General features: G+C 61.5%; 16 protein-coding genes. 12 read left to right on the plus strand and 4 right to left on the minus strand.

Annotated elements, in window-relative coordinates; genetic code table 11:
• Positions 1 to 463 precede the first annotated feature (463 nt).
• Positions 464 to 988, plus strand: coding sequence for a sigma-70 family RNA polymerase sigma factor (locus BV106_RS26915; RefSeq protein ID WP_051946382.1), 525 nt, complete (start codon positions 464 to 466; stop codon positions 986 to 988).
• Between the two features lie 81 nt (positions 989 to 1,069).
• Positions 1,070 to 2,098, plus strand: coding sequence for a FecR domain-containing protein (locus BV106_RS26920; RefSeq protein WP_038169951.1), 1,029 nt, complete (start codon positions 1,070 to 1,072; stop codon positions 2,096 to 2,098).
• Between the two features lie 19 nt (positions 2,099 to 2,117).
• On the opposite strand, the gene BV106_RS26925 is transcribed toward BV106_RS26920, so the two are convergent.
• The 3 genes from BV106_RS26925 to BV106_RS26935 form a co-directional block, all read right to left on the minus strand.
• The gene (locus BV106_RS26925) at positions 2,118 to 4,400 is read right to left on the minus strand and encodes a TonB-dependent receptor (RefSeq protein ID WP_051946383.1); all 2,283 of its coding nucleotides are present in this window, start codon (positions 4,398 to 4,400) and stop codon (positions 2,118 to 2,120) included.
• Between the two features lie 139 nt (positions 4,401 to 4,539).
• Positions 4,540 to 5,718, minus strand: coding sequence for a PepSY-associated TM helix domain-containing protein (locus BV106_RS26930; RefSeq protein ID WP_038169953.1), 1,179 nt, complete (start codon positions 5,716 to 5,718; stop codon positions 4,540 to 4,542).
• 7 nt (positions 5,719 to 5,725) lie between these two features.
• Positions 5,726 to 7,885, minus strand: coding sequence for a TonB-dependent siderophore receptor (locus BV106_RS26935; RefSeq protein WP_051946384.1), 2,160 nt, complete (start codon positions 7,883 to 7,885; stop codon positions 5,726 to 5,728).
• A 446-nt stretch (positions 7,886 to 8,331) separates the two neighbouring features.
• Between BV106_RS26935 and BV106_RS26940 the strand changes: the two genes are divergently transcribed.
• On the plus strand, positions 8,332 to 10,413 hold the full coding sequence (locus BV106_RS26940) for a G8 domain-containing protein (protein ID WP_081892330.1): 2,082 nt from the start codon (positions 8,332 to 8,334) through the stop codon (positions 10,411 to 10,413).
• Between the two features lie 172 nt (positions 10,414 to 10,585).
• Here BV106_RS26940 and BV106_RS26945 read toward each other — a convergent pair whose 3' ends face one another.
• A complete protein-coding gene (locus BV106_RS26945) occupies positions 10,586 to 11,077 on the minus strand; it encodes a VOC family protein (RefSeq protein WP_038169956.1) in 492 nt (163 codons plus the stop codon).
• Positions 11,078 to 11,523: 446 nt separating this feature from the next.
• Here BV106_RS26945 and BV106_RS26950 point away from each other — a divergent pair, with 446 nt between their 5' ends.
• The 9 genes from BV106_RS26950 to BV106_RS26985 all read left to right on the plus strand — a co-directional run bounded on the left by BV106_RS26950 (position 11,524) and on the right by BV106_RS26985 (position 24,743).
• Complete coding sequence (locus BV106_RS26950; RefSeq protein WP_038169959.1) at positions 11,524 to 12,405, plus strand: AraC family transcriptional regulator; 882 nt, start codon at positions 11,524 to 11,526, stop codon at positions 12,403 to 12,405.
• A 992-nt stretch (positions 12,406 to 13,397) separates the two neighbouring features.
• A complete protein-coding gene (locus BV106_RS26955; RefSeq protein ID WP_038169960.1) occupies positions 13,398 to 13,901 on the plus strand; it encodes a DNRLRE domain-containing protein in 504 nt (167 codons plus the stop codon).
• Complete coding sequence (locus BV106_RS38885) at positions 13,877 to 14,044, plus strand: PEP-CTERM sorting domain-containing protein (RefSeq protein ID WP_265596105.1); 168 nt, start codon at positions 13,877 to 13,879, stop codon at positions 14,042 to 14,044. Before BV106_RS26955 ends, BV106_RS38885 begins: the two co-directional genes overlap by 25 nt.
• 48 nt (positions 14,045 to 14,092) lie before the next feature.
• A complete protein-coding gene (locus BV106_RS26960) occupies positions 14,093 to 14,953 on the plus strand; it encodes a prepilin-type N-terminal cleavage/methylation domain-containing protein (RefSeq protein ID WP_038169961.1) in 861 nt (286 codons plus the stop codon).
• Complete coding sequence (locus BV106_RS26965; protein WP_038169962.1) at positions 14,953 to 17,478, plus strand: autotransporter-associated beta strand repeat-containing protein; 2,526 nt, start codon at positions 14,953 to 14,955, stop codon at positions 17,476 to 17,478. The genes BV106_RS26960 and BV106_RS26965 overlap by 1 nt, the downstream gene beginning before the upstream one ends.
• Positions 17,479 to 17,581: 103 nt before the next feature.
• Positions 17,582 to 21,415 (plus strand): autotransporter-associated beta strand repeat-containing protein, encoded by a 3,834-nt coding sequence (locus BV106_RS36315; protein ID WP_051946385.1) that lies wholly within the window; start codon positions 17,582 to 17,584, stop codon positions 21,413 to 21,415.
• A 140-nt stretch (positions 21,416 to 21,555) separates the two neighbouring features.
• On the plus strand, positions 21,556 to 22,578 hold the full coding sequence (locus BV106_RS26975; protein ID WP_038169963.1) for a kelch repeat-containing protein: 1,023 nt from the start codon (positions 21,556 to 21,558) through the stop codon (positions 22,576 to 22,578).
• A gap of 161 nt (positions 22,579 to 22,739) precedes the next feature.
• Positions 22,740 to 23,408 (plus strand): hypothetical protein, encoded by a 669-nt coding sequence (locus tag BV106_RS26980; RefSeq protein ID WP_038169964.1) that lies wholly within the window; start codon positions 22,740 to 22,742, stop codon positions 23,406 to 23,408.
• 84 nt (positions 23,409 to 23,492) lie between these two features.
• Positions 23,493 to 24,743: a PQQ-binding-like beta-propeller repeat protein gene (locus BV106_RS26985; protein ID WP_038169966.1), complete on the plus strand. Its 1,251-nt coding sequence runs from the start codon at positions 23,493 to 23,495 to the stop codon at positions 24,741 to 24,743.
• Positions 24,744 to 24,775: the final 32 nt, after the last annotated feature.

Below are 24,775 nucleotides of genomic sequence, written 5' to 3' on the forward strand. Positions count from 1 at the left end.
TGCTTGAACCGTAAGACGTAAGCGGAGGGAGATGACTGGTGTTGTAAGGACGATCGACTGCGCCACCTCAACTCCGACTCCCCCTTTCGTCACCAGTGTAGAAGAACCGTCTCGGTTCTTGTTCTCCCAACCACCCAACACCCCCAAAGAGCCGGGACGGCTCTTCTACCTTCCCAACGCAACGCCAACCAGAAAAAGGAGGCGGGGTTTCCAACCCCGCGGGCGAACGGAGCCAAGGAAGCCCTTGGACGATTGCATCCACTCACCCGGGATGAGGTCAGCAGTTATTCGACCGATCCGCCTCCTTTTCATCTCCAACATAAAAGAACCTTGCTCGCCCTCTCCCCCGCCAATCCCCCCTCGACCTGCCCCACCCATGCATTCAAGCATCCTCACCCCAATTTCCCCTTGCGACTGAGTCGCATTTACCCCAGCATGAGGCAGTCTAAATATTGCGATCCTCATGCCAGAAGCCGGTCATCCCCCCATCATTCAGGAGGTCCTGCCCGATTATGACAGGCTGCAGTCTTTCTTCCACGGTCAGGTGGGTTGCCAACATGAGGCGCAGGATCTCACCCAGGAGACCTTTACCCGGGTGCTCTCCTGGCAGCCCAAGGCCCAGGTCACTCAGCCTCGCAGCCTCCTGTTCCGCATCGCCCGCAATCTGCTGATCGACCGCTCCCGCTCCCACGCGAGGACGCAGCAGGTGCAGGTGCCTCTCACGCAGGAGCGCCTCGCTGAGACAGCCAGCACGATCGCCCCGCCGGATCAGCATTTCGCGGCGCGGGAACAGCTCCGGAAGGTGCAAACAGCCGTGGCAGCCCTGCCCGAGCGTTGCCGTGAAGTCTTCATCCTCAATCGCTTTGGTGGCCTCTCCTACCCGGAAATCGCGGACCGTCTCGGCATCGCTCCCAGTACGGTAGAGAAGCACATGATCCGCGCTTTGGCGGCCTGCCGGGCCACCATGGATGACGGCCCTCAGGCATAGGTGGACACTTTTTGTCCTACGCCTTGATTTTGCGCTGGAGGTGAACAGAAACCAGTGCGTCTTATAAGTTGAACGATACGCATGGATTCCCGTCGCCCCCACTCACCTCACGTTCCCGCGCCATCTGGCCATGGGACCAAGGCGGTGCGTGATCTGGCCATGCACTGGCTGGTGCGAAAGCTGAACCCCGCAGAATGGACGGCCGAGGACGAAAAAAACCTCCAGCAATGGCTGACCCTCCGCCCTGAGCACCACAACGAGTACCTCGCCGCCCAGGCCGCGCTCTCTCTCATGAGCCAGCCTGGGGCGTTCTCAGCGGATGAGGTCGCCCGGGTGTTGAATCGCCCGTCCGCTCCCGCAACATCTTCCGCATCACGCCGCCGCTGGGTCGGCCTGGCCGCAGCGGCCGCCATCGGTGTGGCCGCCACGGGAGCCTGGATCGCCCTCTCCCAGCAGAAGACCTATTCCACCGGGCTCGCCGAGACGAGGCAGGTCACCCTGCCCGATGGCACCACAGTGTATCTGGATGCGCAGTCATCTCTGCGCTACAGCGCCTCCGCATCAGGTCGCAACGTGCAGCTGGACCAGGGCACGGCTGTCTTCGAAGTCGCCCCCAATCACTCGCCCTTCCTCATCACGACCGGCTCCTGGACCGTGCGAGATATCGGCACCACTTTCCAAGTCCAGCTCCGCAGCGGTCCCACGGATACAGCGCTGGAAGTCAGCGTGGCCGAGGGTGAGGTGGAACTCGCCTCCACCCGCCATCCCGAAACCCCTCCGGTCAGACTGCTGGCGGGCGAGGAAACCACCTGGAACTCCAGCGGGGCCCAGCCCGCTGCCAGGGGTCGCGCTCCGGAGCGGGTGGACTTTGCCCCCTGGAGGGAAGGCCGTCTCCGCTATCGCAATCAACCGCTCACCCACGTGCTCGCTGATCTGCAACGCTATCACCCCGGCCGCCTGGTGCTGGCGGATCCGGAACTCGGTCAAATGACGGTCACAGGGACCATCTCCACCAGAGATCTGAAGCAGGCCTTCGCCACCCTGGAGCAAGCCCTCCCCGTACAGTTCGACTCCGCCGGTGGCGGAGAAGTGCGCATCACCCGGCGTTGACTCCCGCATCCGCGGATTCCTAGAACCGGATCACCACACTGGCCTGCACCTGCAGCGGAGGCTCAGGGTAGATCAGTGCTCCCTGGCTCTGGTATCCCCGCTCGCTTGTCAGGTTTTTGAAATTCACCTGAGCCTGCCAGCGCTCCCGGCGGTAGTACACCGCCGCATCCCAGCGCCAGGCGGAGGGGAGGATGACGGACTTCTCCTGCAGGGTGGCTGGACTGGTGCCAGCATAGGCCAGCCCAGTGCCCAAACCAAAGCCCTTGAGCGGCCCCGACTGCCACTCGTACGTGGTCCAGAGCGCGCCTTCATGCTCGGGCACACCAGCCAGCGGCGTTCCTGCCGGGATGTCCGGATCTTCGCTCACCCGGGCATCGGTGTAGCCGTAGTTCACTCTCACATTCCAGCCCGGCCGCAGGGCACCCGTCACATCCAGCTCCAGCCCACGGCTCTTTTGCTCCCCTGCCGTGGTCACGTATTCCGGATTGACCGGGTCGGTCACCAGCACATTGGCTTTTGTGATTTCATAGACCGAAAGCGTCGCCGCCAGCTTCTTCTCCAGAAGGTCAAGCTTCACCCCGGCTTCCAGTTGCTCACCCTTCTCCGGAGGGAGCGCCACCTTGTCGCGATTCACCCCAAAATTGGGCGAGAAGGCGTGGGACCATCCGGCGAACAGGGACAACAGCTCCCACGGCTGGTAGATCAGCCCCACCCGCGGGCTCCAGGCCTCATGCTCCAGCGTCCGGCCCAGCAAGAGCTCGCGCGTGCGGAAGCAGTCATGCCGCAGTCCCGCCAGCATTTTCCATTGAGGGGAAAGCGTAATGAGATCCTGCACAAAGAGCCCCACGGAGTCCGTGCTATAGCCATCCAGCGGAGCAAACGCCGGACGGGATAGCGGCGCTCCATACACGGGCGAGAGGAAGTCGATGGAGTCCATCGCCATGAACCCCATTTCATAGCGGAATTCATAGCGGGCCAGCTCCACTCCTGCCAACAGCTCATGCGCCAGGCCGCCCGTATGGAAGGCGCCGCTCACCTCATTCTGCAGAGTGTAGTTCTCAGACCGCTCATGGCGGGCGGTGGCCTGACGCAACACCGTGCGATCATCTGCCGCCACCGCGTAGGGTTGGGCAAAGTGGCTCTCCTGGTCACTGACAATGGCCGCAAAGCCACTCCGGAACTCCCAGGCCTCACCCAGCCTGTGTTTCAGTTCATAGGCTGCCCGCCACGCATTGGTCTCCGCATGATTCCCAGGCTCTCCCAGGAAACGGCTCTCTGGCACCTTCAGAGCTTGAGGCACGGCCAGCAGGCCGCGGTCAAACACATAGTCATAGCGATGGTACTCACCTAGAACCGTGAGGGAGGTGTCGGGGCCAATCTGCCACGTCACCGCCGGGGCCAGAAACAGGGACTCCGCTCCGACATAGTCCCGATGGCTGTCCGCATCTTCGACGGACGCGTTTAGCCGATACGTCAGCGGCGCGGCTTGATCCTGCTCTTGGGGCTCGACCAGGGTCCCTCCCAGATCCAGGGAAGCCCGGTACAGGTTTTCAGACCCACCCGTGAGAGTCAGTTCACGGATGCGCTGGGGCACCGGCCGTTTCGAGAGATAGTTGACCATCCCACCCGGCTGTCCTCCTCCATACAAGACGGAACCCGGCCCCTTGAGAAACTCCACCCGCTCGATCCCGGCCAGTTCCACCGGTGAGAGAAAGGAAAAGTCCTTGAAGCCATTCCGGTAAGTGGTGTCTGTGCCGAAACCACGAATGAAGAAATCTCCGCTGGTGATACCGCCGTAGCCGGTGAACGCCTGCACACCGGGCACCACATCTGCCACCTCCGCGGGCCGCAGCATGGCCCTGTCCTCCAGCAGCTCACGCGGCACCACATTCACCGTCTGGGGCACATCCCGCAGCGGCACATCCAGCCGAGTCGCCGTGGTGGCACTCTCCACCGCGTACCCCCGGTCTGCATAGTCCACGACCAGCACCTCGTTCACCTCATGACGTGCGGCATCATCCGCATCTCGCGTGCCTTCCCACTCGGTCGCAGGCACCACCGCCACGGCGCTCACCCCTGTTCTCCGGGCACTCAGACCCGCATCCTGAAGCAGACGCTTCAGCGCCTCCTCTGCAGTCATCGTTCCCTGCAAGCCAGGAGCCTTACGGCCCGCCAGCACCTCACCGCGAGCTACCACGTCCACCTTGGTCGCACGGGAGTAGGATTCCAGCGCATCCGCCAGATCTCCGGGGGATTGTGAAAAGACGTAAGTCCCCTCATACTCCGCCCGAAGCGCAGACACACTCCCCAGGCAAAACAGCAGAACCAACCCAGCCACCGCACGCCGACGCCGCGCGGTACGCCCCATGCCTCTGCCAGCAACCCCCAGACGGGTAGCTTGGCATGGACTTGGGGCTATTCTCATGAATCAAAAATGGGACTCACAGCCTGCTTGCCGTCCCACGTTGATCAACCTCCTTGCGCGAGATTCGCTGACTCGATTTGCCCCGAATTGTCCGGCTTCGTTTCCAGTACATCATCACACCCGTCCACGCCAGCACACCGGGAGACAGCCCGAGCACGCACCAGAGGATCTTGATGGGCAGCCCGCCAAAGGTGCCAAAATGCAGCGGCCCCATCATGACCTCAAACTTGCCCCACCAGGAGGCATGGCGGTAGTCCGTGAGTTCCACCAGACTGCCTGTCTCCGCGTGAAAATGGATCGTGCTGTTGTAGTCCCCCACCAGCCGGTTGCCCGGCACGACGGAGCCAATCAGTCGCATGTGTTCATTCCGCGGCGGCAGGCTCAGGTACACGCGATTGGGGTCCAGCCCGGGCAGCAGTCGCGCAGCCTCTTGCACCAGTTCGTTGATGGAGAGCTGTTGGTTGTACATCCTGGGTCGGGCCACCGCTTCCTTCTCTCCCTCCGTCTCTTGTTGGCTCGAACCATACTTCCCCAAAACAAGTTCCTTGAAGACCGGGAGGTTCCACCAGGCTCCGGTCAGGCCCAGGATCAGATTGAAGACGACCGAACTGATGCCCACCATCTTGTGGAGATCCGAGAAGAAGATGCGCGCACTGCTGCGCCAGCGCAGGGTGAAGAGCGTCTTCCAAAATCCCCTGTAAAGGTAGATGCCTGAAATGCCCAGTAGGCAAAGCAACAGCGCCAGCACCCCGGCGAAGAAGATGCCCCAATCCCCCAGCAGGAGGCTGTAGTGAAGCCTCAGCGCCCATTCGAGGTAAGGTGAGGCCCAGCTCTCCGGTTCATCCGGCAGCACCTGTCCTGTACTCGCCGCCACCCGGATCCAGTCCCACTCCTGGGGATTATCCTGCTTGGTTACGGCGGCGGCATCCACGCCTTTGCCAAACATGATCGTATCCCAGGCCACCACCTCCCGGCCCGCCAACTGCTGCCGTACTTTTTGAAACAGCGTATCGTAGTCCAGCCGGGCGCGAACGTCCGGATTCACCACGACCTTCTCCTCCGCTGCCGGGGCCTTGAGCAGGACCTCCAGCTCTGTGCGGAAGACGAGAAGGGACCCGGTCAGCCCGATGAGGAGCAGACCGAGTCCCGAAACCAGCCCCATCCACGAATGGAGCATCCAGAGACGTTTGCGCATGCTTGCGTCAGAACTTGAACGTCACCGAGGCCTGCACGTTGAACGGCGCATCCGGATAGATGAGATAACCCTGGCTCTGGTAGATGTTCTCGTCGCTGATGTTCTTGAAGTTCACCTGGGCAGACCAGTTGTCCTTCTTGTAGAACACCGAGGCATCAAAGCGCCAGTAGCTGGGCAGATCCACCCCGTTCCCCGGCATGGTCGCAGGACGGGCTCCCACGTAGAAGGCCCCTGCCCCCACGCCGAAACCCTTGAGCGCGCCGTCCTGGATCTCATAGCTGGACCAGAGCCCGGCCTGATGTTCCGGCACCGCCGCCAGCTTGGTCCCGTTCGGGATGGTGGTGTCCTCGCTCACATAGGCGTCCGTATAGGAGTAGCTGGCCACGACGTTCCAGCCCGGAATGGGGCTGCCCAGGAGGTCGAACTCCGCACCGCGGCTCTTCTGCTCGCCAGTCAGGATGCTGTAGTCAGGGTTCTTGGGATCGGTCGTGAGGACATTCTCCTTGGTAATGTCATAGAACGCGATCGTACTCGCGAGCTTGTTCTTCACCCACTCCACCTTCACGCCAGCCTCGAACTGCTCCGACTCCTCGGGGTCGAAAGCGCTCCCACTCTGGCTCAAGGCGAAGATGTTCGGACTGAAAGCGGTGGACCATCCGGCGAAGATGGACACCGGCTCCCAGGGTTGATACACGATCCCCACGCGAGGGCTCAGTGCCTTGTCGGTCTGCTCCGGCATGGCACCGCCATATTGCGACTCCACATAGTCATAGCGCAGGCCGGCCAGCAGCTTGAGCTGGCTGGTCAGCGTGACCTGATCCTGCACGTAGATGCCCAGCGCATCCGCTCCGTATTCCTCCCAGGGATCAAACGACACCTTGCCAAGGCTGGCACCGTACTTCGGATTGAAGAGGTCAATCGATGCCAGCGGCCCGGACCCGATATTGTAGCCAAAGGAGTAGCGGGCCAGCTCCACGCCCACCAGAGCGTGATGCTCCACCGAGCCCGTGTTGAAACGTCCGCTCAACTCGTTCTGCAACGTGTAGTTCTCAGACTTCTCATAGCGACGGGTGCTGCCCCGCAACACCGTCCGCCCGTCTGCGGCAAGCTCGCTTGCCTGGGCGAAGTGGCTGTGCTGCTCGCTCTGGATCGCGGCAAAGGCACTGCGGAATTGCAGATTGTCGCTGAAATTGTGGATGAACTCGTACCCAGCCCGCCAGGATTCCGTCTCCGCATAGCTCGATGGCTCACCGAGGAAGCGGCTCGTGGGCACCTGGAAGGTCTGCTTCACCGGCAGGAGACCGCGGTCAAACACATAGTCATAGCGCTGGAACTCGCCAAACACCGTCAGGGTGGTGTCGGGCGTGATGTTCCAGGTGACCGAGGGCCCGATGTAATAACTCTCGGACTCGTTGTAGTCCCGGTGGCTGCCGGCGTCCTCATAGGAACCTGTGAGGCGATACGTCAGTACCGGCTCGCTCGTGGGGCCATTCACAGGAGCCACGGCCTTCGGGTTCTTGGCGCTCACGGGTCCCGGAGTTCCGGGCACATCCCTGCTGATCAAGGTGCCGCCGAAGTCACCCGTCGCACGGTAGAGATCATAGCTCCCGTACGTGAAACCCAGCTCATTCAGCGAGTACGGCACCGGACGCTTGGAGACGTAGTTTACAATGCCGCCGGGATTGTTCTGCCCATAGAGCACAGACGCAGGACCTTTCAGGAACTCCACTCGCTCCAGCGCCACCACATCCACGGGTGAGAGGAAACCGAAGTCCTTGAATCCATCGCGATAGGTGCCGCTGGAATCAAAACCGCGGATGAAGAACGAGCCGCTGGAGAGACCGCCGTAGCCGCTGGAGTACTGCACCCCGGGCACGTTGTCTGCTACTTCCTGCACCCGGGTCACGCCGCGGTCTTCCAAGACCTGCTTGGGGATGACGTTGATCGCCTGGGGAATATCGCGCAGCGGGGTGTCCAGCTTGGTAGCCGTAGTGGCTTCCGTAACGGCGAAGCTGCGCTCAGCATCAGCTGTGACCACCACTTCGGGAAGAGTTTCGCTATTCTGCGCGGTCTGGGCCTGCGCCGCCAGCGGCAGCAGCACGCCGGGAAGGCACTGCATCGCCAGGGAGATTCGCAGGAGTCGGGAGGAGAGGATTCCGTGATTCATGTTCGGTTGTTGAGGGAGAGCCAACAGCCGCTCACGAGCCACGGGGAATGAACCCGGGAACAGGCTGTCACCCCTCGCTGACGAAAATCCCGCCAAACACCTCCATACCATTTTTTCGGTTTCTGCATTTTGTCTCTCGATCAAAGCTCTTCCTCGAAGAGGATGCGGCTACAAGCCCAACGTTGGCGAGCTTCCAGCGAGTCTACGTTGGGTTGGTGAATGATGAATCTCTACTCCGAAGGAGTTGCGGCGGTCTGGAGATCCCGCAGGCCCCGCTCTCCCATTCAGTCACAAGCGATTGACATCCCCTCCTGCCCCTCCTATAACCGCGACGTGGCACCGCGCAGGCGAAGCGAGGTGCTCACGGGGATCAAAGTTCGCCGCTCCACTCCATCTTGCTGCCGCAGGCCGAAAGCCTGCTCTCGGCAGAGTCATCTGCTTTGGTCATGATCCCCTCCTCCCTCGCTTCCTCAGGCGTGCGCTGTCGCTCTCTTGCGCAGAGTCTCCTCGTCCTTACCACCTTCGTTCTGCATTTCACGGGACAACTCCCCGCCGCAGACCCGACCACGGTCCGCACTGCCAGCAGCGGCCCCTGGTCCACCACGTCCACCTGGGAGGGCGGGCAACTGCCCAACTCAGGGCAAAAGGTGCATATCCTCCCCGGCCACACCATCACCTATGACGTGGCCAGTGATGCGGTCATCCGCTCCATCCACATCGGTGGGACGCTGACCTTTGCGCGAGACCGCAACACCAAGCTCTGCGTGGGTCTCATCAAGGTGCAACCCAACGCGGACACACGGGAAGAGGGTTTTGACTGTCACGCTCCGGCCGGGCCCGTCGACACCGTTGGCCCCGACGCCGCCCTGGAGGTGGGCACTGCCAGCCACCCCATCTCCCGCCCTTTCACCGCCCTCATCCGACTCACCCTCGTGGAAGGGCTCGATCCAAACTCCTGCCCAGCCATCATCACCTGCGGCGGACGACTCGATATCCACGGTGCCCATTTGCAGAAGACCTGGGTGAAACTGGGCCGCACCAACAAGAACTCCGCCGAGTTTGACCTGGAGCTGGCGGAGCGTGTGCCCGACTGGCAAAAGGGCGACACCGTCCTCATCACCGGCACCCGTCGCCAGTTCCCCGGGCATCCCTATAACTTCACGACGAGCGTCTCCGAGCGGCCCCAAAGCGAGACCTTGAAGATCGGTGAACTCCGGGAGGAGCGCGGCCGCACCATCATCACTTCCGCAGATCAACCTCCCTCCCATGAACACGAGGGCGGCGGACTCTTCTCCGCAGAAGTGGCCAATCTCTCCCGCAATGTCGTCGTAGAGTCAGCCGACCCCAACGGTGCCCGCGGTCACACCATGTACCACCGCGGCAGCAGCGGCGGGCTGAGCTACGCGGAGTTTCGTCATCTGGGCAAAAAAGACGTTCTGGGACGCTACCCCATCCACTTCCACCAATGTGGAGCCACCATGCGGGGCACCAGCGTGGTGGGCATGAGCATCTGGGACAGTCACAACCGCTGCATCACCATCCACGGCACCGACTACCTCGTGGTGCGTGACTGCATTGGTTATCAAAGCGTGGGCCATGCCTTCTTCCTGGAGGACGGCACCGAGACCCGCAATCTCCTGGATCGCAACCTGGGCGTGCTCGCCCTGCGGGGGAAACCGCTTCCAGAGCAGGCACTTTCCTTTGATCAGAATGACGGCGCCGCTTTCTGGTGGTCGAACTCTCTGAACGCCTTCACCCGCAACGTCGCCGTGGAGTGTGATCAGCACGGCTACCGTTTTGAAGTCGTGGCCTCAGACAAATTCAACCCCGTACTCTCCGTACTCCACCCAGACGGTTCACGGAAACCCGTGGACATCCGCACCCTGCCCTTCATCCGCTTTGAAGACAACGAGGCCCACACCCAGCGTCGGTTTGGCATCAATCTCGGTGGGTTCAACGGTCTGTCCATCCTCGGCCTGCCCGATGATCAGGCCTTCAAAGACGTGGATGGCGTGGGCCCCGACCGGACTCACCCCTTCATCCTGCGCAACACCCTCCTCTGGGATTGCGACTGGGCCTATCACGCCGGCAGCCCCTCCGTGGTCAATGACCGTATGCGCATTCATCGCGTGCTCTACGGCATCTGGCGCATCAACTCCCACCTGCAAGATCACAGCCGCCTGGAGATCTCCGACGTCGTGGCCGCCTCCTTCTTCCACCCCCGCGCCAGTCGCTTCCAGAAACCCGGTGATCTCGACTCCGTCGAAGCCGTGGATGACTTTCCGCCGTCAACGGTCATCACCTCCTGCGAGCCTGCACCCGGCGGCAAACTCCGGGTTCGCGGTGTCACGCTCGACAACGGTGAAGTCACCAACGTCACCGTCAACAACCTCCCCGCCCGCCCCCTGCGGACAAATTATGCCGATTGGGAAGCCCTCGTCCCCGCGGCCAATAGCATCACAGCGAAAAGCAACGACGCTGTTGGCAACGAGGAGAAGACCCCACACGTCGTGAGATTGAAGCATTGAACAGCGCCAGAACGCGGCAGCTGAAAGTAGTGCAGAGCTTTAGCTCGGTATTGGAAGACGTGGGCAGCGCGACTGACGAGCTAAAGCTCTGTACTACTTTGCTCCGCCCTAGTCCTCCAGCCGAAGCTCTTCCTCGAAGAGCATTCGCCCCACCAACCCAATCACCCCACCCTCATCCCTCCCCATCAAACGCACGCTGCAACGCGGCGATGTCCATTTTCTTCATGCCCATCATCGCGGTCATGGCACGCGCGGCCTTCACCTTGTCCTCATCCATCAGTAACACCGGCAGGATCTTGGGAACCACCTGCCAGGAGACACCAAACTTGTCCTTCACCCAGCCGCAGATCTGTGCCTCGGGCGGTCCCCCTTCGGCCAGGTGATTCCAGTAGTGATCCACCTCTGCCTGCGTTTCGCATTCGATCTGAAAGGAGATGGCCTCGTTAAACTTGAAAGTGGGCCCCCCGTTAAGACCGGTGAACTTCAGACCATCCAGTTCAAATACGACCGTCATCACCGAGCCCGCCTGCTGCCCGTGCTGCTCCTGGCCTGCCTCACCATAGTAGGCAATGTCTGTGATCTTGGAGTTCTTGAAGATGTTGATATAGAAGTTGGCGGCTTGTTCAGCCTGACCGTCGAACCAGAGACACGGTGCAATTTTCATGGTGGTGTGGAACTGAGGTTGGATGTCTGGCAGCTTTCGCTCCCTTCAATGAGGATGACGAACCATCGCGGCCGCCCAAGACATTCGGCGTCTGGATTCTAAAAAAAGGTTACTCCATACGCCAATCCCTGCCCTTTCGCCTTCGGGACAAATGAACACCCTTTAAGAAGATTCCGGCCACTTTGCGCCCAAGGTGCGAATCAACGGGGCTGGCAAACCCGGCCGGGTGGCTCGGGCAACCTTGCCAGTCCCAAAACACAGCACCGGGGCCGCAGACGGAAGTGATTGCACCGACTGCGGCCCCGACATGCTTCAGGGATTCCAATGCCAAAATCCCTGCGGCACGCTCCAACACCCAGCTTCAGCGTGACGAAAACGCCCCGCCGACTCGCACAAATCGAGACAAAATACTTGCAACTGAGTCTCGATAGCGCCATAAACGCCCCGTGCGTACTCCCCCTCCCAAATCCGAATGGCTTCACGGTTCCCTGGCTCAGGACGGCTTCCGGGTGCAGCAGATTCGCTTCTTTGCCGGTCGCGATGAGTCCCTCAGCCAGTACTTGAGCCCGAACACGCTTGCCCTGGCGGTGGTGTTCTCCGGGCATCAGTCCTTGGTGTTCCGTAACACGCGGCTTGAGGTCACGGCAGACCACGGCGCCATCCTGCAGCCGCAGTCCGGCCTGTACTGGACAGCCAGTGGCGGCCGCAACCACCGCATGGTGCTGGTAGAGCTGGGTGAGAAGATGCTCGTCCGCCTCCGTGGCATGGGCGACCACGCCACGCCGGTCTCGGAGGAAGCCCTGAACCACCCCCTCTTCCTCGAACCGAAAGAATTCACCGTGCCAGCCAGCGTGCTAAGCCTGGCCCAGCAACTGGCCACGCCGCCTACGCACACCGCCTGCCTCCCCGTCTGGTACCAGGCCAAAGTCACCGAGCTCGCCTCGCTCACGCTCTTCAAGCCCGTGATGCAGCCGGGCGAGACCAGCACCATGGAAGTGAACCGCGAACGCGTGGACAAGGCCGTCTTCCTCCTGGAGCGCGACCTGGAAAATCCGCCCACGCTACAGATGCTGGCCCGTGAGGTGGGCTGCGGCCCCTTCTATCTCAGTCGTCTCTTCGCCAGCCAGATGGGCCGCACCATTCCCGAGTTGCTCCGCCAGCGCCGCATGGAACTCGCGGCCAAACTTCTCAGCACCAGCCGCGAAAGCATCAGCAACATCGCCCTGCGCGTGGGCTACGAGAGCTTCAGCGCCTTCACCCGCGGCTTCGTCCGTGAATTCGGCGTGACCCCCAGCGGTTACAGGAAACGTTGCCGGCAGGTGGCGTGAGAAAGTTCTTGGTTCTTAGTTCCTAGTTCTTGGTTGCCGCACTGCGGTGGCCAGCAGCGAATTTCACTTGGCCGCGGGAGACAAATCCTGCGGCCTTTTTTGCGCTCATCCATCTCACACATGGAAGGTGGTCTACCTCTGAGATGGTCACAACCAAAGGCCCCGCGCCTCCCCACTCAATCGAATCCCTTCCTCGTAGAGGATCCGACGTAGACACGTACTTCACAGCGCAATCCCCACGCCAACGGCGTGATACAAAATAGCCCGGGGTCAGACCGCGAAGCGGTCGCCACCCCGGGTATCGACGGGAGAACGATGGAACTCCAAGGGAGTTCTACAAACTGTCCTGATCACTCGGAGACGATCCTCCCGCATGCGGCGGACACCTCAGGGATGGGGTCACGGTTTGTAGAACTCGCTTCGGAGTTCTTCTCCGCCTGCCCATATACCCAGGGTGGCGGCTCGTGCCTCGCCTGACCCTGGGCTACCATGTACCACGCCCTTGGCGTGAAACGCGAAGCGGCGTCATTGCAACCCTGCAAGCCTCAGTCAGCGGCCATCGCAAAGTCCCACAGCAACGCCTCCGCCTTCAGACGAAGCTCTTCCTCGAAGAGGATCCGGCCACAAGCCCAACGTTGACGAGCCTCAGGCGAGTCTACGTTGGGTAGAGCATAGAAGCTCCCTACTCCGAAGGAGTTCCGGCGGTCTCTATCGCTGGGTACGAGTAAACAATCACCATCCGAAGCACAGACACCAGGCCCACCTTCCCCAACCTTGGCGCATCCTTGCACAACCCAGGGCAAGCACCTGCCAAGTTTCTGCGCACATTGCATCGTGAACAGCCGACGTCACGGCACGCGGTTAAACTAATTGCCTAGAACCGGCAATCAAAAGCGCCTTCAGAGCAAAGCGAGGCAAGCAGAAATCAGGAACGCGTCGACTCTATTGCACCTGAGAATCATTATCGTTTATTTCCTTCAGGCAAAAAATCGATGAAACTCCCCCTGTCCGCCTTCCTGGCCTTTGGGCTTGCCGCGTCTTCCCTGTCTCCTACGGCCCTCAGCGGAGCCATCGTCATGGCCACCCAGGATACCGACTTCTACCGGTTCCTGAACATCCCCAGCAGCAGCACGGGAGATCTGGACATCGCCAGTGAGTTTGCCAATCCGCACACCTTCCGGAGCTTCATTGAGTTCGACATCGCTTCCCTGGGTTACACCGCGGGGCAGCCCGTCACTTCGGCACAGCTATGGCTCTACTCGTCAGCGGTCACAGCGGGCGGCACCATCCGGGTTCAAGACATCACGTCAGACTGGTCCGTGGGTGGGTTCACCTGGGACACCCAGCCCACGGTGGGCAGCTTTCTCACCGACGCCACCGTCTCGACTGCAGGCATCTGGTACAGCTTCGATATCACGTCCCTCGTCCAGCAGTGGGTAAACGACCCACGTCCAACTACGGCATCCGCCTCATGGCCCCGGATACCGCCCAGCTGAAGTTCATCTCCAACGACGCCACCACTGGCAACACAGAGTACCGCCCCTATATCGCGGTGACTCCTGAACCCGGCAGAAGCCTGCTGCTCGCCGCCGCACTGAGCACCGTCACCTTCCGCAGACGGCGAGTGCGCACGGCCTGACCCGCAAACAACGATCACCCTTCTGATCGAAAACTTACCAGTCCGACTATGAAACCCTTCCCCGCCCCCACCCGCCTCCACCACGGTTTCACCCTCATGGAGCTGCTGGTGGTCACCGCCATCATTGCCGCCCTCTCCGCCCTGGCATTCGGAGCCTTCAATGCTGCCACCACCCACGCCCGCAAGGCAGCAGAAATCGCCGCCGCCAAAAGCCTGATCAGCGCTTATCTCCTCTATCCCAGCGACAACAACGGAGAGCTGATGGTGGCGCACTACGAGGGCTCCAGCCCTGATCTTGATGCCCGGGACTACACCCTGCCAGACGGCACCACGCTGGGCAGCGCAGAATTGCACCGCTACCCCTTCCGCCTCGCCCCCTACATGCAGGACAAGATTGAGGGCACCCTGCTGGTGAACCGCAACAAAGATCAAATTGCCGAAGCCTTCCCAGGCAGCCAGTTCCACTACGGCACCAGCCTCTGCCCCGCCCTTGGCATCAACTACTACTATGTCGGTGGTTACAAGGCGGACAACGAAATCGCCGGTGCCACGGATTGCGCCACGAACCTCATGCAGGTCAGCAAGCCAGGCTCCCTGCTGGTCTTCGCCTCCGCCTTCACAGAGATTGGGGACAAACGCATTGAAGGCCGCTACGGCGTCGAGCCGCCGTACTTCCGGTCCAAGCTTTGGGACGGCAGTCTCCATGTCGATGCCCGCTACGGCGGGAAGGCCGTCACCGCTTTCATGGATGGCAGTGTGCGACTCATGACCATCGATGAGCTGCGCGACATGCGCTACTGGAGCGTTCGTGCCGCGGAGGCGGACAATGCCAACTACACCGTGGCCCCCGTGGCCAGCACAGGCGTGGGCGGTGGCAATACCGGTGGTGGCAGAGGGGGGCGTCGTTGATGAAGTTTCCGTACTCCACCACCCTCCGACTCGCCCTGACTGCCAGCGCCATGCTGGCTGGCGTGAGCGGCTCGTTCGCAGGCGTCTTGTACAACCCCACCACGCCGACAGCCAACGGGTTCTATACGCCTACCCTAGACTACGAGAATCTCTACTATGAGTACAGTGCGTGGGACGTCTTCTACGCCCCCCATACGGAAGGCAACTACCCAGACCTCTTTGCCCCCTGGGGCGGAGAGGAGGCCCCGGGAGGCGGCTGGCAGCCCGTACACCGGCCCAGCTCATTCCCAGGGTCACCTGTGTACAATCCTGCCAGCGCGCTTGCCTACTGGGACCTGCGAAATCCGACCATCAAGCAGACCGGCACCACCAGCACCTTCATCATTGGCCCCGACGTCACCGGGAACATCTACAGCTTTCAGAGCAAGACCAGCTACGTGCTCAGTGACAATCTGGCGGACAGTGGCTCCCCTTCGGCCAACTTCACCCAGATCGGCGGCGTCATCTTCCAGTTTCAAACCGATGGCACGAACGTCGATTTCTCCTCTCTCCGCCTGGTGTGGAACGACGGGAGTCAGGACCATGTGATCTACGCGACCGAGGCCGAATACCTGCGGGAATTCAGCAGTGGTGAGAGCGGCAGCACCCACTGGAGCGCGGGCTCCGGGTATGGCAACCGCGTGGCGATACAGTGGGACCTTAGCAATCTCACGACGCTTCTGGGTGCCCCTGTCACCTCTTACAAAATTCTGTGGGACTCCGAGAGTTCCAGCATGTCCTTCCAGAAGGCCGACCTCATTGTCACGGAGGACTATGATGCTGGCATCCCCCATGCCGCCATCTGGACTGGCACCACTGGCAACTGGACGCAGAGTGCCAACTGGTCACTGAAAGAAGGCAGCGGCCTCACCCTCCCGGAAGCCAACGGAAACCTTCGTTTTCAAAACACCGGCACCGCCACTGTCACACTCAACGATGGCAACCATACCGTCGGCGAGCTCATCTTTGAAAACCCGGCGGACGTCACCATCAACTCCGCCGCGGGCCAGAACTACCGCCTCACCAGCAACACTGGCATCACGACCCGCTCCACTGCCACCGGCACCTACACGATCAACACCGGGCTGCAGCTGGGGGCGCTGAATTTCTTCGAGATCAACGCGGGCACCGTCGTCATGAACGGGGCCATCGCCGGATCCTACGGACTGGTCAAGACCGGGCAGGGCACCCTCCATCTGGCGACCGGAAACACCTTCACCGGCTTCCTCGCGCTGCAAGAAGGAACGCTGCGAATCTCAGGAAACAACACCTACTCCGGAGCCACCACTGTGCTCAACGGACGCATGATCCTGGCTGCTGATGCCGGTCTGACCGGGGCTCTGGGCAGCAACAATCTGGCGATCGCCCTCGGTGCGGATGCCTCCCTCTTTCAGTATGTCTCAGAAGGCTCCACCCTCCTGGCCGAGTTGATCCTGGATGGCAACCGCACGCTATCCCGTGGCGTCTCCTTGGCCGCTGGCGATTTCGGCAAGCGCCTGGGCGCAATCAATTCCACCGGTACCGGCGCGGTCATCTCCGGTGGCATCAGCCTCACCTCCACCGCAGCGGATCCAGACAGCCCTACATCCGCCGCAGGAAGCGTCTTTTTCACGGCCCAAAGCGCCACTGATGTGCTGAATCTGACCGGGGCCATCACCGGCGGATCCACCACCAAGACAGTGACGCTAGATGGCCTGGGCACCGTGGTGTACGGCGGTGCAAACAAGACTTACAGCAACGCCACTGTGGTGGAGAAGGGACGCCTCGTCATCGCGGCGGGCACCTCCCACACCGGCAACGGTAACTATACCGTGAAAGCCGGGGCGAAGCTCCAGATTGATGGCACGTTGGGCGGCACGGGGACCCTGAATATGGAAGCAGGCACCCTCAGTGGCAAGGGCATCGTCCAACGTGCCGTCATCTTTGACCAGGGGGACCGCCTCGCCCCTGGGAACAGCACCGGCACCCTCACCTTCACCCAGGGCATCACCTTCGGCGGCGGCGGCGGTTATTTATGGGAACTCCAGGATGTGGATGCCGGCATCGGCACCGGCTGGGACCACACGGCGGTTCAGGGCAGCCTCACCATTACCGCCACCAGTTCGGACCGTTTTTTCATCAGCGTGCAATCTCTTGCCTCCACCGGAAACAGCGGGCTGGTGCAGGACTTCGACGGGGTGAACGGACTGTATGACTGGGTCCTGCTGACAGCGTCCAGCGGCATCACCGGATTCTCCGCCGACAAGTTCACCATCGATCTCGGCTCCTTCGCCAACGCCTACTCCGGAGGATTCTCCCTGAGCCAGCTGCTCAATGGAGATGGCAGCACGAGCCTGGTGCTCCACTACAGTGCCGTGCCTGAACCCGGACGATTCCTTCTCCTCACCGCCGCCACCGCCGTGCTGTTGTTCCGCCGGCGGCGGCCCCAGCCACGGCGCTCCGCCAGTGGGAGCCAGTCCTCACTGGACGGTCTCCCCTGCGCGTGAACGGCGTTCCGCGTCCACCATCTTCCATCCAGACATCCCCCTCCACCCGGCATCTGCCCAGTGCCGGGCCAGACTCCCATCCTTGATCGGTTCTCTAAGTTCTATGAAACGACCCAAAACATCCGCCATGACGCGGCTGTTGCGCAGACGTCACGTGGCCTCCCTTGCGGCGTCCATCACCCTCCTTGCCCACACCGTGACCCAGGCGGCCCCTTATGCCCTGAACCTCACCGGCACCATCTCCTATGACGGCTGGGCCAACCTGTTCAACCCTCCCTACAGTGGCATGACCTTCCCCGGCAGCGGGGCCTGGCCTACCACAGGAGCCTGGACATCCTACGATCCCGATGGTGCAGGCGGCGCGGCAGCCGTGGGTGCCATCGGTTCCAATACTGTCGGCTCTGGGGATGCTCTCCTGTACAAGATCAGCAATGGCACTGATGGAGGGCCCTATCCCGCGACTGGTTCCATCTACTTTGGTGGCTTCTCCGGTAATGCCAACGTCAACGGTGGCACACTCGGCGTGGTGGACACCACGCCTCTCACCGGCGTGAAGACGGTAGCCTTCCAGGTGGATATCGGCGAGGCCACGGGATACGACTTCTACAATCACAAACTGCCCATCCTCCAGTACACCACCCTCGCCGGTGGCAGTACCCTCTACACGCTGGATCCCGCCCAATCCCAGCTCCTGCTCCAGATCTACACGGGGGATATCTTGATGCCTACCGGCTACGAAGACCTGTACCGCAACACCTGGGGCCTTCAATTCGACGTGAGCGGCATCACGGACACGATCACCTCCCTGCAACTCTCCTTCACCGGGGTGCAGCATGCCCAGCTGTATGCTCTGCAGCTGGATCAATCGACCGACAAATACACCACCAGCGTCTTCGCCACCGCCTCCACCTGGGATGCCGGAGGAAGCAGCATGGTGTGGTCAGACACGGCCAACTGGAACAACAATACCAAGCCCCTGACCGGCAAGGCAGTCCAGTTCTCTGCTGGCACCAGTGCCATCCTGGACGCCAATCAAACCGTCCAAGGCGTCACCATCAACAGCCCCGGCGCCTTCTCCCTCACCAGTCAGGGCGGTGCCGTGCTCACGGTGGGCGAAGCCGGCATCACTGTCACGGGCAGCGCCCCGGCCACTCACAGTATCTCCGCACCCATGGTGTTCTCCTCACAGCTCAACATCATTTCAGTGGACGCTGGATTGGAGCTGAATGTGACCGGCAACCTTACCGCACCTGGATTCTACAAGAGCGGCGACGGCACACTGCGACTCTCAGGAAATAACACCCTGCTCCAAAACAGCCAAAACCGCGTCATCGTCAACGGTGGCGAAGTTTACCTGTCCGGTGTCAATACCTACGCGGGAACGGGCACCCTGGAGTTTGAGGTCAAGAAAGGCATCGTGCACCTGATCGGCGGCGACAATCGCCTGAGTTCCAACATCAGTGTGGATCTCGTCAGCCGCCGGGTGATGACGGATGCCACCATTGTGACTGTAGAGAGCGGCCATCTTGTCTTGGGTGACGCCAGTGGGAAAGTGGATCAAACGGTGGGCGGCATCAGCGCCGAGGCGACAGTCGTCTTCCAGACTGCGACCAGCACCACCTCCAATGACGCCGTCTCCAGTTCCAGCATCACGGGTGGCAATGCCGCCATCTCCACGCTGACGGCCAACGTCATGGGCAGTTCCTTGTTCACCTACCTGGGCAGCCTGGGTGGCGCTGGCTCCAACGAGAATCAGTTGGCCTTTGTGAAGAAGGGCTCTGGCACCCAGGTCCTGGGTGGGGTGAGCACTTACGTGGGCGATACCATCGTGCAGGAAGGCGTGCTGCGCCTCAGCAGCACCACCGCCCTCTCCAGCTCCAGCCGCCTGCTTCTCTCAGGTGGCGTGTTGGAACTCGCCGCCGGGAACTTCACCCGCTCACTCGGAACCGGTGCTGGCCAAGTTCAACTCACCGGCAACACCGGCTTCTCGGCCTACGGTGCCGTGCGCAAGGTCAACCTCGGCGGCGCAGGTGCCAACGTGACCTGGGGGGCCAATGGATTCCTGGGAGACAACTTGAAACTGGTTTTGTCCTCCACCGTCTCTGACAACACCGTGGAATTCGAGAACCCGATCGCCCTCGGCTCAACGACACGCACCGTCCAGGTCAACAACGGCAGCGCCGTCGTCGACGCCCGCCTCACGGGTGCTGTCAGCGGAAGCGGCGGTTTTGAAAAGACCGGCCTGGGTACCCTGGAATCTACCGCTGCCAACACCCACACCGGCGGCACCACCGTCAAGGAAGGCACGCTGGCCCTGGCTGGCTCGGCTGGCTCGGTCAAAGGCGATGTCGAAGTCGCGGCAGGCGCCACCTTCCAGCTCACCAACACGGAGGTCGCAGCCAACTCAAACCGCGTAGAAGACTCGGCCACCGTCCAGCTCAACGGCAGCATCCTGAACTTCAACAACGCCACCACCGGCACGATCCAGGCCTTCAGCGAGACCATCGGAACGCTCGACTTGGAACGAGGAGCCAACGTGGTCACCACGAGTCGCGCCGCAGACGGCAGCACCGCGGTGCTCATGCTCAACCAACTGACCCGCGACGGCGGTGCCACGGTCAACTTCAACGGCACCAGTGTCGGCGTAGATTCCCGTAACCAGATCAAGTTCGCCAGCGCCCCCACCCTGGACAACGGCATCCTCGGTGGCTGGGCCACCGCGGGCAATGAGTGGGCCACCTACGGCACGTATGGCGTCACCGCCCTCACCTCCTACACCACCACCGGTGAATCCACCTGGACAGCGGCGGACAACGTGAAGTTCAGCAACACCACTGCCACCACCGTCACCCTCACCGCCTCCCGGCAGGTGAACTCCCTGAACATGGTTGCCCCGACCTCCGGCTCGACGCCCAACACGCTCAATCTGGGGAACCAGACCCTCCGTGTGGAAAGCGGCGGCATCCTCACCAGTGGCGGCAACACCTCCCGCAAGCTGGTCATCAGCCAGGGCACCCTCACCGCAGGTACAGGAAACAACACTGACGGTGAACTCATCGTCGTCGCCAACGGCGTCACCGAAATCTCGGCCACCATCAGCAACAACGGCACTGGCGAGGTGTCCTTGGTCAAGGCGGGCAGCAACAGCCTCACGCTCACGGCCAACAACAACTACACGGGAGACACCATCGTCAACGCAGGTACGCTCTATCTCAATGGCAGCCACACCGGCGGCGAAGACCTGATCGTGCGCAAAGGGGCCAACTTGAACATCGTTGGCTCCATCGAAGTGGGTGGCACGCTGCAGATCGACGGCTTCATGTGGGGCGCAGGCAACCTGGTCTTCGCCTCCGGGAGCAAACTTACCGGCTCCGGCAACATGGAGAACTCCTTCACCATCGGTTCTGGCGCAGGCAAGATCGCCGTGCTGGCTCCTGGCAACAGTCCCGGCACCCTCACCACGGGCAGCCAGACCTGGACCACAGGCGGCACCTTCCTCTGGGAGATCAATGCCACAGGCCTCAGCGGTTCCAACATGGGACAGGATCCGGGTTGGGACGTTCTGGCCATCAACGGCTCGCTGGACCTCACGTCCCTCACCGCCGGTGCGTTCGATATCGACATCACCTCGCTCACCGCTGACAGCCAGTCTGGGCTGTTGGATGGGTTCGACTTCATGTCGGACTACTCCTGGACCATCGTCACCACCACCACCGGCATCAGCGGATTTGAAGCCACCGACTTCAATCTGGATACGACGGCCTTTCTCAACAGCTACACCGGAGGCTCCTTCAGCCTTGCTCAGAGCGGGAACAACCTCGTGCTGAACTACGCCGGTGCCGTCCCCGAACCCGGTCGGGCCGTCCTTCTCTTGGGAGGGCTCATCACCATGGTCTTTCGTCGCCGACGCGCTGCCCCGAAATCAGTGATGAACTAGTCCCCGGCAATCTCAGTCAAAAAAACCCCCGCTACCCCCCCCCTCAACCCGCACGTATCCTCCCAGATACGATCCACAAAAAACGGGCAACCACTTCATCGTGGTTGCCTTTTCATCCCCATCCGTTTCAATTTTTTTCCATGTCCTTCCTCCTTCGCCTATGCGCGCTGGCCGCAGCCACGGCTACGCTCGCCCCTGCCGCAGAACTCCCGCCCCTGCCAGATGCGGTCACCAGCTTTGGCGGGGTGATCTCCCAAGGCCGACTTTACACGTATGGCGGGCACCTCGCAGGCGCACACTCCTGGTCGCTGGAGACCACCAGCGGCAAACTCCGTGCGCTGGATCTCCAGCAGCCGACCACCTGGGTGGAGCTCCCCGGCGGCCCGCCGGTCCAAAGCCCTGGCCTCACCGAAGCCAATGGTAAGATCTACCTTGTGGGCGGCATGCAGCCACAGAATGAGAAGGGCAAACCGGCCGTCCTCAAGTCATTGGATCACGCCCTGGTCTACGATCCTGCTGCCAAGACCTGGACCGATCTTCCTAAACTGCCCGCGGCCCGCTCCAGCCACGACATCGCCGTCTTGGATGGCAAACTCTACGTCGTAGGCGGATGGCCGCTCGACACTTCCAAGGATGCCCCCGACAAGGAAGCCGATGACCGCCATGAGGTCCGAGCGTTCCACAACACCGCGCTGGTGCTGGATCTGGCCAATCCCTCCAGTGGATGGCAGAGTCTTCCCCAGCCCTTCGAGCGTCGCGCCCTCGCGCTCGTGCCCAATGGCGGGAAGCTCTACGCCATCGGCGGGATGGATGCCAAGAACGAGCTCAGCAACGCGGTGGACGTTTACGACGTGGCCTCCAAGTCCTGGAGCAAGATCCAGGACCTGCCTGCTGAGGGCAAAGTGAAATCCTTCGCCGTCGCCGCCTGTTCACTGGATGGCCGGGTCATCGCCAGCCCCCGCGGCGGCAAGATCTTTGCCCTGGGCACCGACAACACCTGGTCCGAAGTCGCCAAACTCTCCGGCTCCCGCTTCTTCCACCAGCTCGAACCCTGGAACCACAGCGTCATCGCCCTCGGCGGCACCACCGGTGACAAACCTCTCAACACCGTCGAAATCGTCACCATCCCCGAACCCACCAAAACCGTCGGCAAAGCAGACTAAACCCCGGTTAGAGGTAAAGCACCCCCAACATTCCGCATTCCGCATTCCGCATTCCGCATTCCGCATTCCGCATTCCGCATTCCGCATTCCGCATTCCGCATTCCGCATTCCGCATTCATAATTCATAATTCATAATTCATAATTCATAATTGTCCCACCCCATGCGCTTCCTCCTCCCCTACAGCCTCACCTTCGCCCTGGCCGCCCTCACCGCATCCCTCCCCGCCCATGAAGTATGGATCGAGGACACAACCGATGGCAAACTCGTCGTCCGTTTTGCCGAGTATGGCGAAGAATACGAAAAGTCCCCCGGTCACCTCGACTCCCTGAAGACTCCGGAAGCCTGGACCGCCGGTGAAGACGGCAAGCCCAAGGCGTTTGAGGTGCAGAAGAAGTCCGACCACTACCTGCTGGTGGATGCCAAGCCCGAGAACGGTGCCCAGGCCGAGGCCGCCTTTGCCGTCATGAAGCGTGGCGACACCCCCGCCCGCAAGCCCATCTTCTACGCCCGCTGGCATCACGCCAAGGCCGGTGCCGCCACTCCGGCACTGACCTTTGACATCGTCCCCACCGCCAATGCGGGCGAGGTGCAGGTGTTCTTCCGCGGCCAGCCCGTCTCCGAAGCCAAGGTCAATGTGGTGCCCCCTGGCGGCGTGGAGTCCGAGCTCACCGCTGACAAAGAAGGCAAACTCAAGATCGACGCCTCCAAGCCCGGCAACTACCTCCTCTATTGCAAACACCAGCGGGAAGAAACCAAAGGATACTCCGGTGGCGCTGCCTATGATGCGGTCAGCCACAATGCCTCCCTGCTGTTGAAGGTGGCCAAGTAATCCCCTATCATTCCCCCACCGCTATCCCACCCGGGGCCCCGGCATTGTTTGCCCGGCGGCCCCGCTTCATTCACCCCCATCGCCATGCGCCTGCTCCCCACTCTCGTCTCGGGCCTCGCTTTCTCTCTTCTGGCCGCCTTCCCTGCATGGGCTGCTGAGTCAGACTGGCCGCAGTTTCATGGTCCCAACCACAACAACACCTCTCCAGAAACTGGTTGGAACAAGGACTGGCCTGCCGATGGGCCAGCCACATTGTGGAAGCTCAACGTCGGCCGCGGTCTGGCCTCGTTTGCCGTCGTGGGAAACCGCGCCTACACCGCGGGCAATGACGGTGCCGATACGGACACCGTCTGGTGTCTCGATCTGGAGACGGGCAAGGAGGTCTGGAAGCACCAATACCCATGCAAAACCGCGGCGCACCTCATGCCCATCGTCCCCTTCGGTCCCGCTGCCACCCCCACCGTGGTGGGCGGCATGGTTTACACCCTGAGCCGTGAGGGAGATGCCTTGTGCCTCAATGCCGAGACGGGAAAAGTGGTATGGCAGAAGAACCTGCTCAAGGATTTCGGCGGGAAGCGTCCCGTGTATGGCTATGCCAGCAGCGTACTCGTGACCTGCGGATACGCATTCTACGATGCTGGAGGAGACACCGGGTCCACTGTCTGCGTGAAAGCGAAAACAGGTGAACCCCTTTGGTGGGAGGGCAAAGGAGAGGCTGGCTACTCCATGCCCGTCTTCACCAAGTTGGGCGATCAGGACGTCATGCTTTTGTACAAGGGAGAGGCCCTTGTGGTCCTGGAGCCGATCACCGGGAAAGAGCTGGCCCGCCACGCCACGACCACCCGTGACTTCAGCAACTGCGCCACCCCGTTTGTGGAGGGCAACACCATCTTCGTCTCCCACACCGGGGCTGAGGGCAGCACCGGACTGGACTTCAAGAACAACACCCTCACCCCCACGTGGAATGAGCGAGACCTCGGCCTGTTGTTCAATTCAGGCGTCCCCTGGCAGAAGCATCTCATCGTCTTCAACGACCAGAAGCGCGGCGTCAAAGATCTCCGCTGCGTGGACATGGCCACCGGCAAGCCCAAGTGGATCTGTGAGGAGATCGACAAAGGCACGGCCATCTTGAGTGATGATCACCTCATCATCCTGACCAGCACCGGCGAGCTCGTGCTGGCCAAGCCCTTGCCCGAAAAGCTGGACGTCCTCCAGCGCGCCCAGGTGCTGCCCGGCAAGGGCTACGTCCTGCCCGTGCTCAGCCAAGGACGCCTTCTGTGCAAAAACAATGCCGGGGATGTGGTGTGCCTGGATGTGAAGACTCCGAAACCGTAGCCCTCATACCTCCGTCCAAGGAGGGCGATGTT

The sequence above is a fragment of the Verrucomicrobium sp. BvORR106 genome, assembly GCF_000739655.1.
Lineage (GTDB): Bacteria > Verrucomicrobiota > Verrucomicrobiia > Verrucomicrobiales > Verrucomicrobiaceae > Verrucomicrobium.

What these genes read in the sequence shown, in the direction of transcription:
- BV106_RS26920 (WP_038169951.1), top strand. Translation starts at nt 1,070, where the DNA reads ATGGATTCCCGTCGCCCCCACTCACCTCACGTTCCCGCGCCATCTGGC.
- BV106_RS26980 (WP_038169964.1), top strand. Translation starts at nt 22,740, where the DNA reads ATGCGCTTCCTCCTCCCCTACAGCCTCACCTTCGCCCTGGCCGCCCTC.
- BV106_RS38885 (WP_265596105.1), top strand. Translation starts at nt 13,877, where the DNA reads ATGGCCCCGGATACCGCCCAGCTGAAGTTCATCTCCAACGACGCCACC.
- BV106_RS26975 (WP_038169963.1), top strand. Translation starts at nt 21,556, where the DNA reads ATGTCCTTCCTCCTTCGCCTATGCGCGCTGGCCGCAGCCACGGCTACG.
- BV106_RS36315 (WP_051946385.1), top strand. Translation starts at nt 17,582, where the DNA reads ATGAAACGACCCAAAACATCCGCCATGACGCGGCTGTTGCGCAGACGT.
- BV106_RS26940 (WP_081892330.1), top strand. Translation starts at nt 8,332, where the DNA reads ATGATCCCCTCCTCCCTCGCTTCCTCAGGCGTGCGCTGTCGCTCTCTT.
- BV106_RS26935 (WP_051946384.1), bottom strand. Translation starts at nt 7,885, where the DNA reads ATGAATCACGGAATCCTCTCCTCCCGACTCCTGCGAATCTCCCTGGCG.
- BV106_RS26945 (WP_038169956.1), bottom strand. Translation starts at nt 11,077, where the DNA reads ATGAAAATTGCACCGTGTCTCTGGTTCGACGGTCAGGCTGAACAAGCC.
- BV106_RS26930 (WP_038169953.1), bottom strand. Translation starts at nt 5,718, where the DNA reads ATGCGCAAACGTCTCTGGATGCTCCATTCGTGGATGGGGCTGGTTTCG.
- BV106_RS26960 (WP_038169961.1), top strand. Translation starts at nt 14,093, where the DNA reads ATGAAACCCTTCCCCGCCCCCACCCGCCTCCACCACGGTTTCACCCTC.
- BV106_RS26955 (WP_038169960.1), top strand. Translation starts at nt 13,398, where the DNA reads ATGAAACTCCCCCTGTCCGCCTTCCTGGCCTTTGGGCTTGCCGCGTCT.
- BV106_RS26965 (WP_038169962.1), top strand. Translation starts at nt 14,953, where the DNA reads ATGAAGTTTCCGTACTCCACCACCCTCCGACTCGCCCTGACTGCCAGC.
- BV106_RS26915 (WP_051946382.1), top strand. Translation starts at nt 464, where the DNA reads ATGCCAGAAGCCGGTCATCCCCCCATCATTCAGGAGGTCCTGCCCGAT.
- BV106_RS26985 (WP_038169966.1), top strand. Translation starts at nt 23,493, where the DNA reads ATGCGCCTGCTCCCCACTCTCGTCTCGGGCCTCGCTTTCTCTCTTCTG.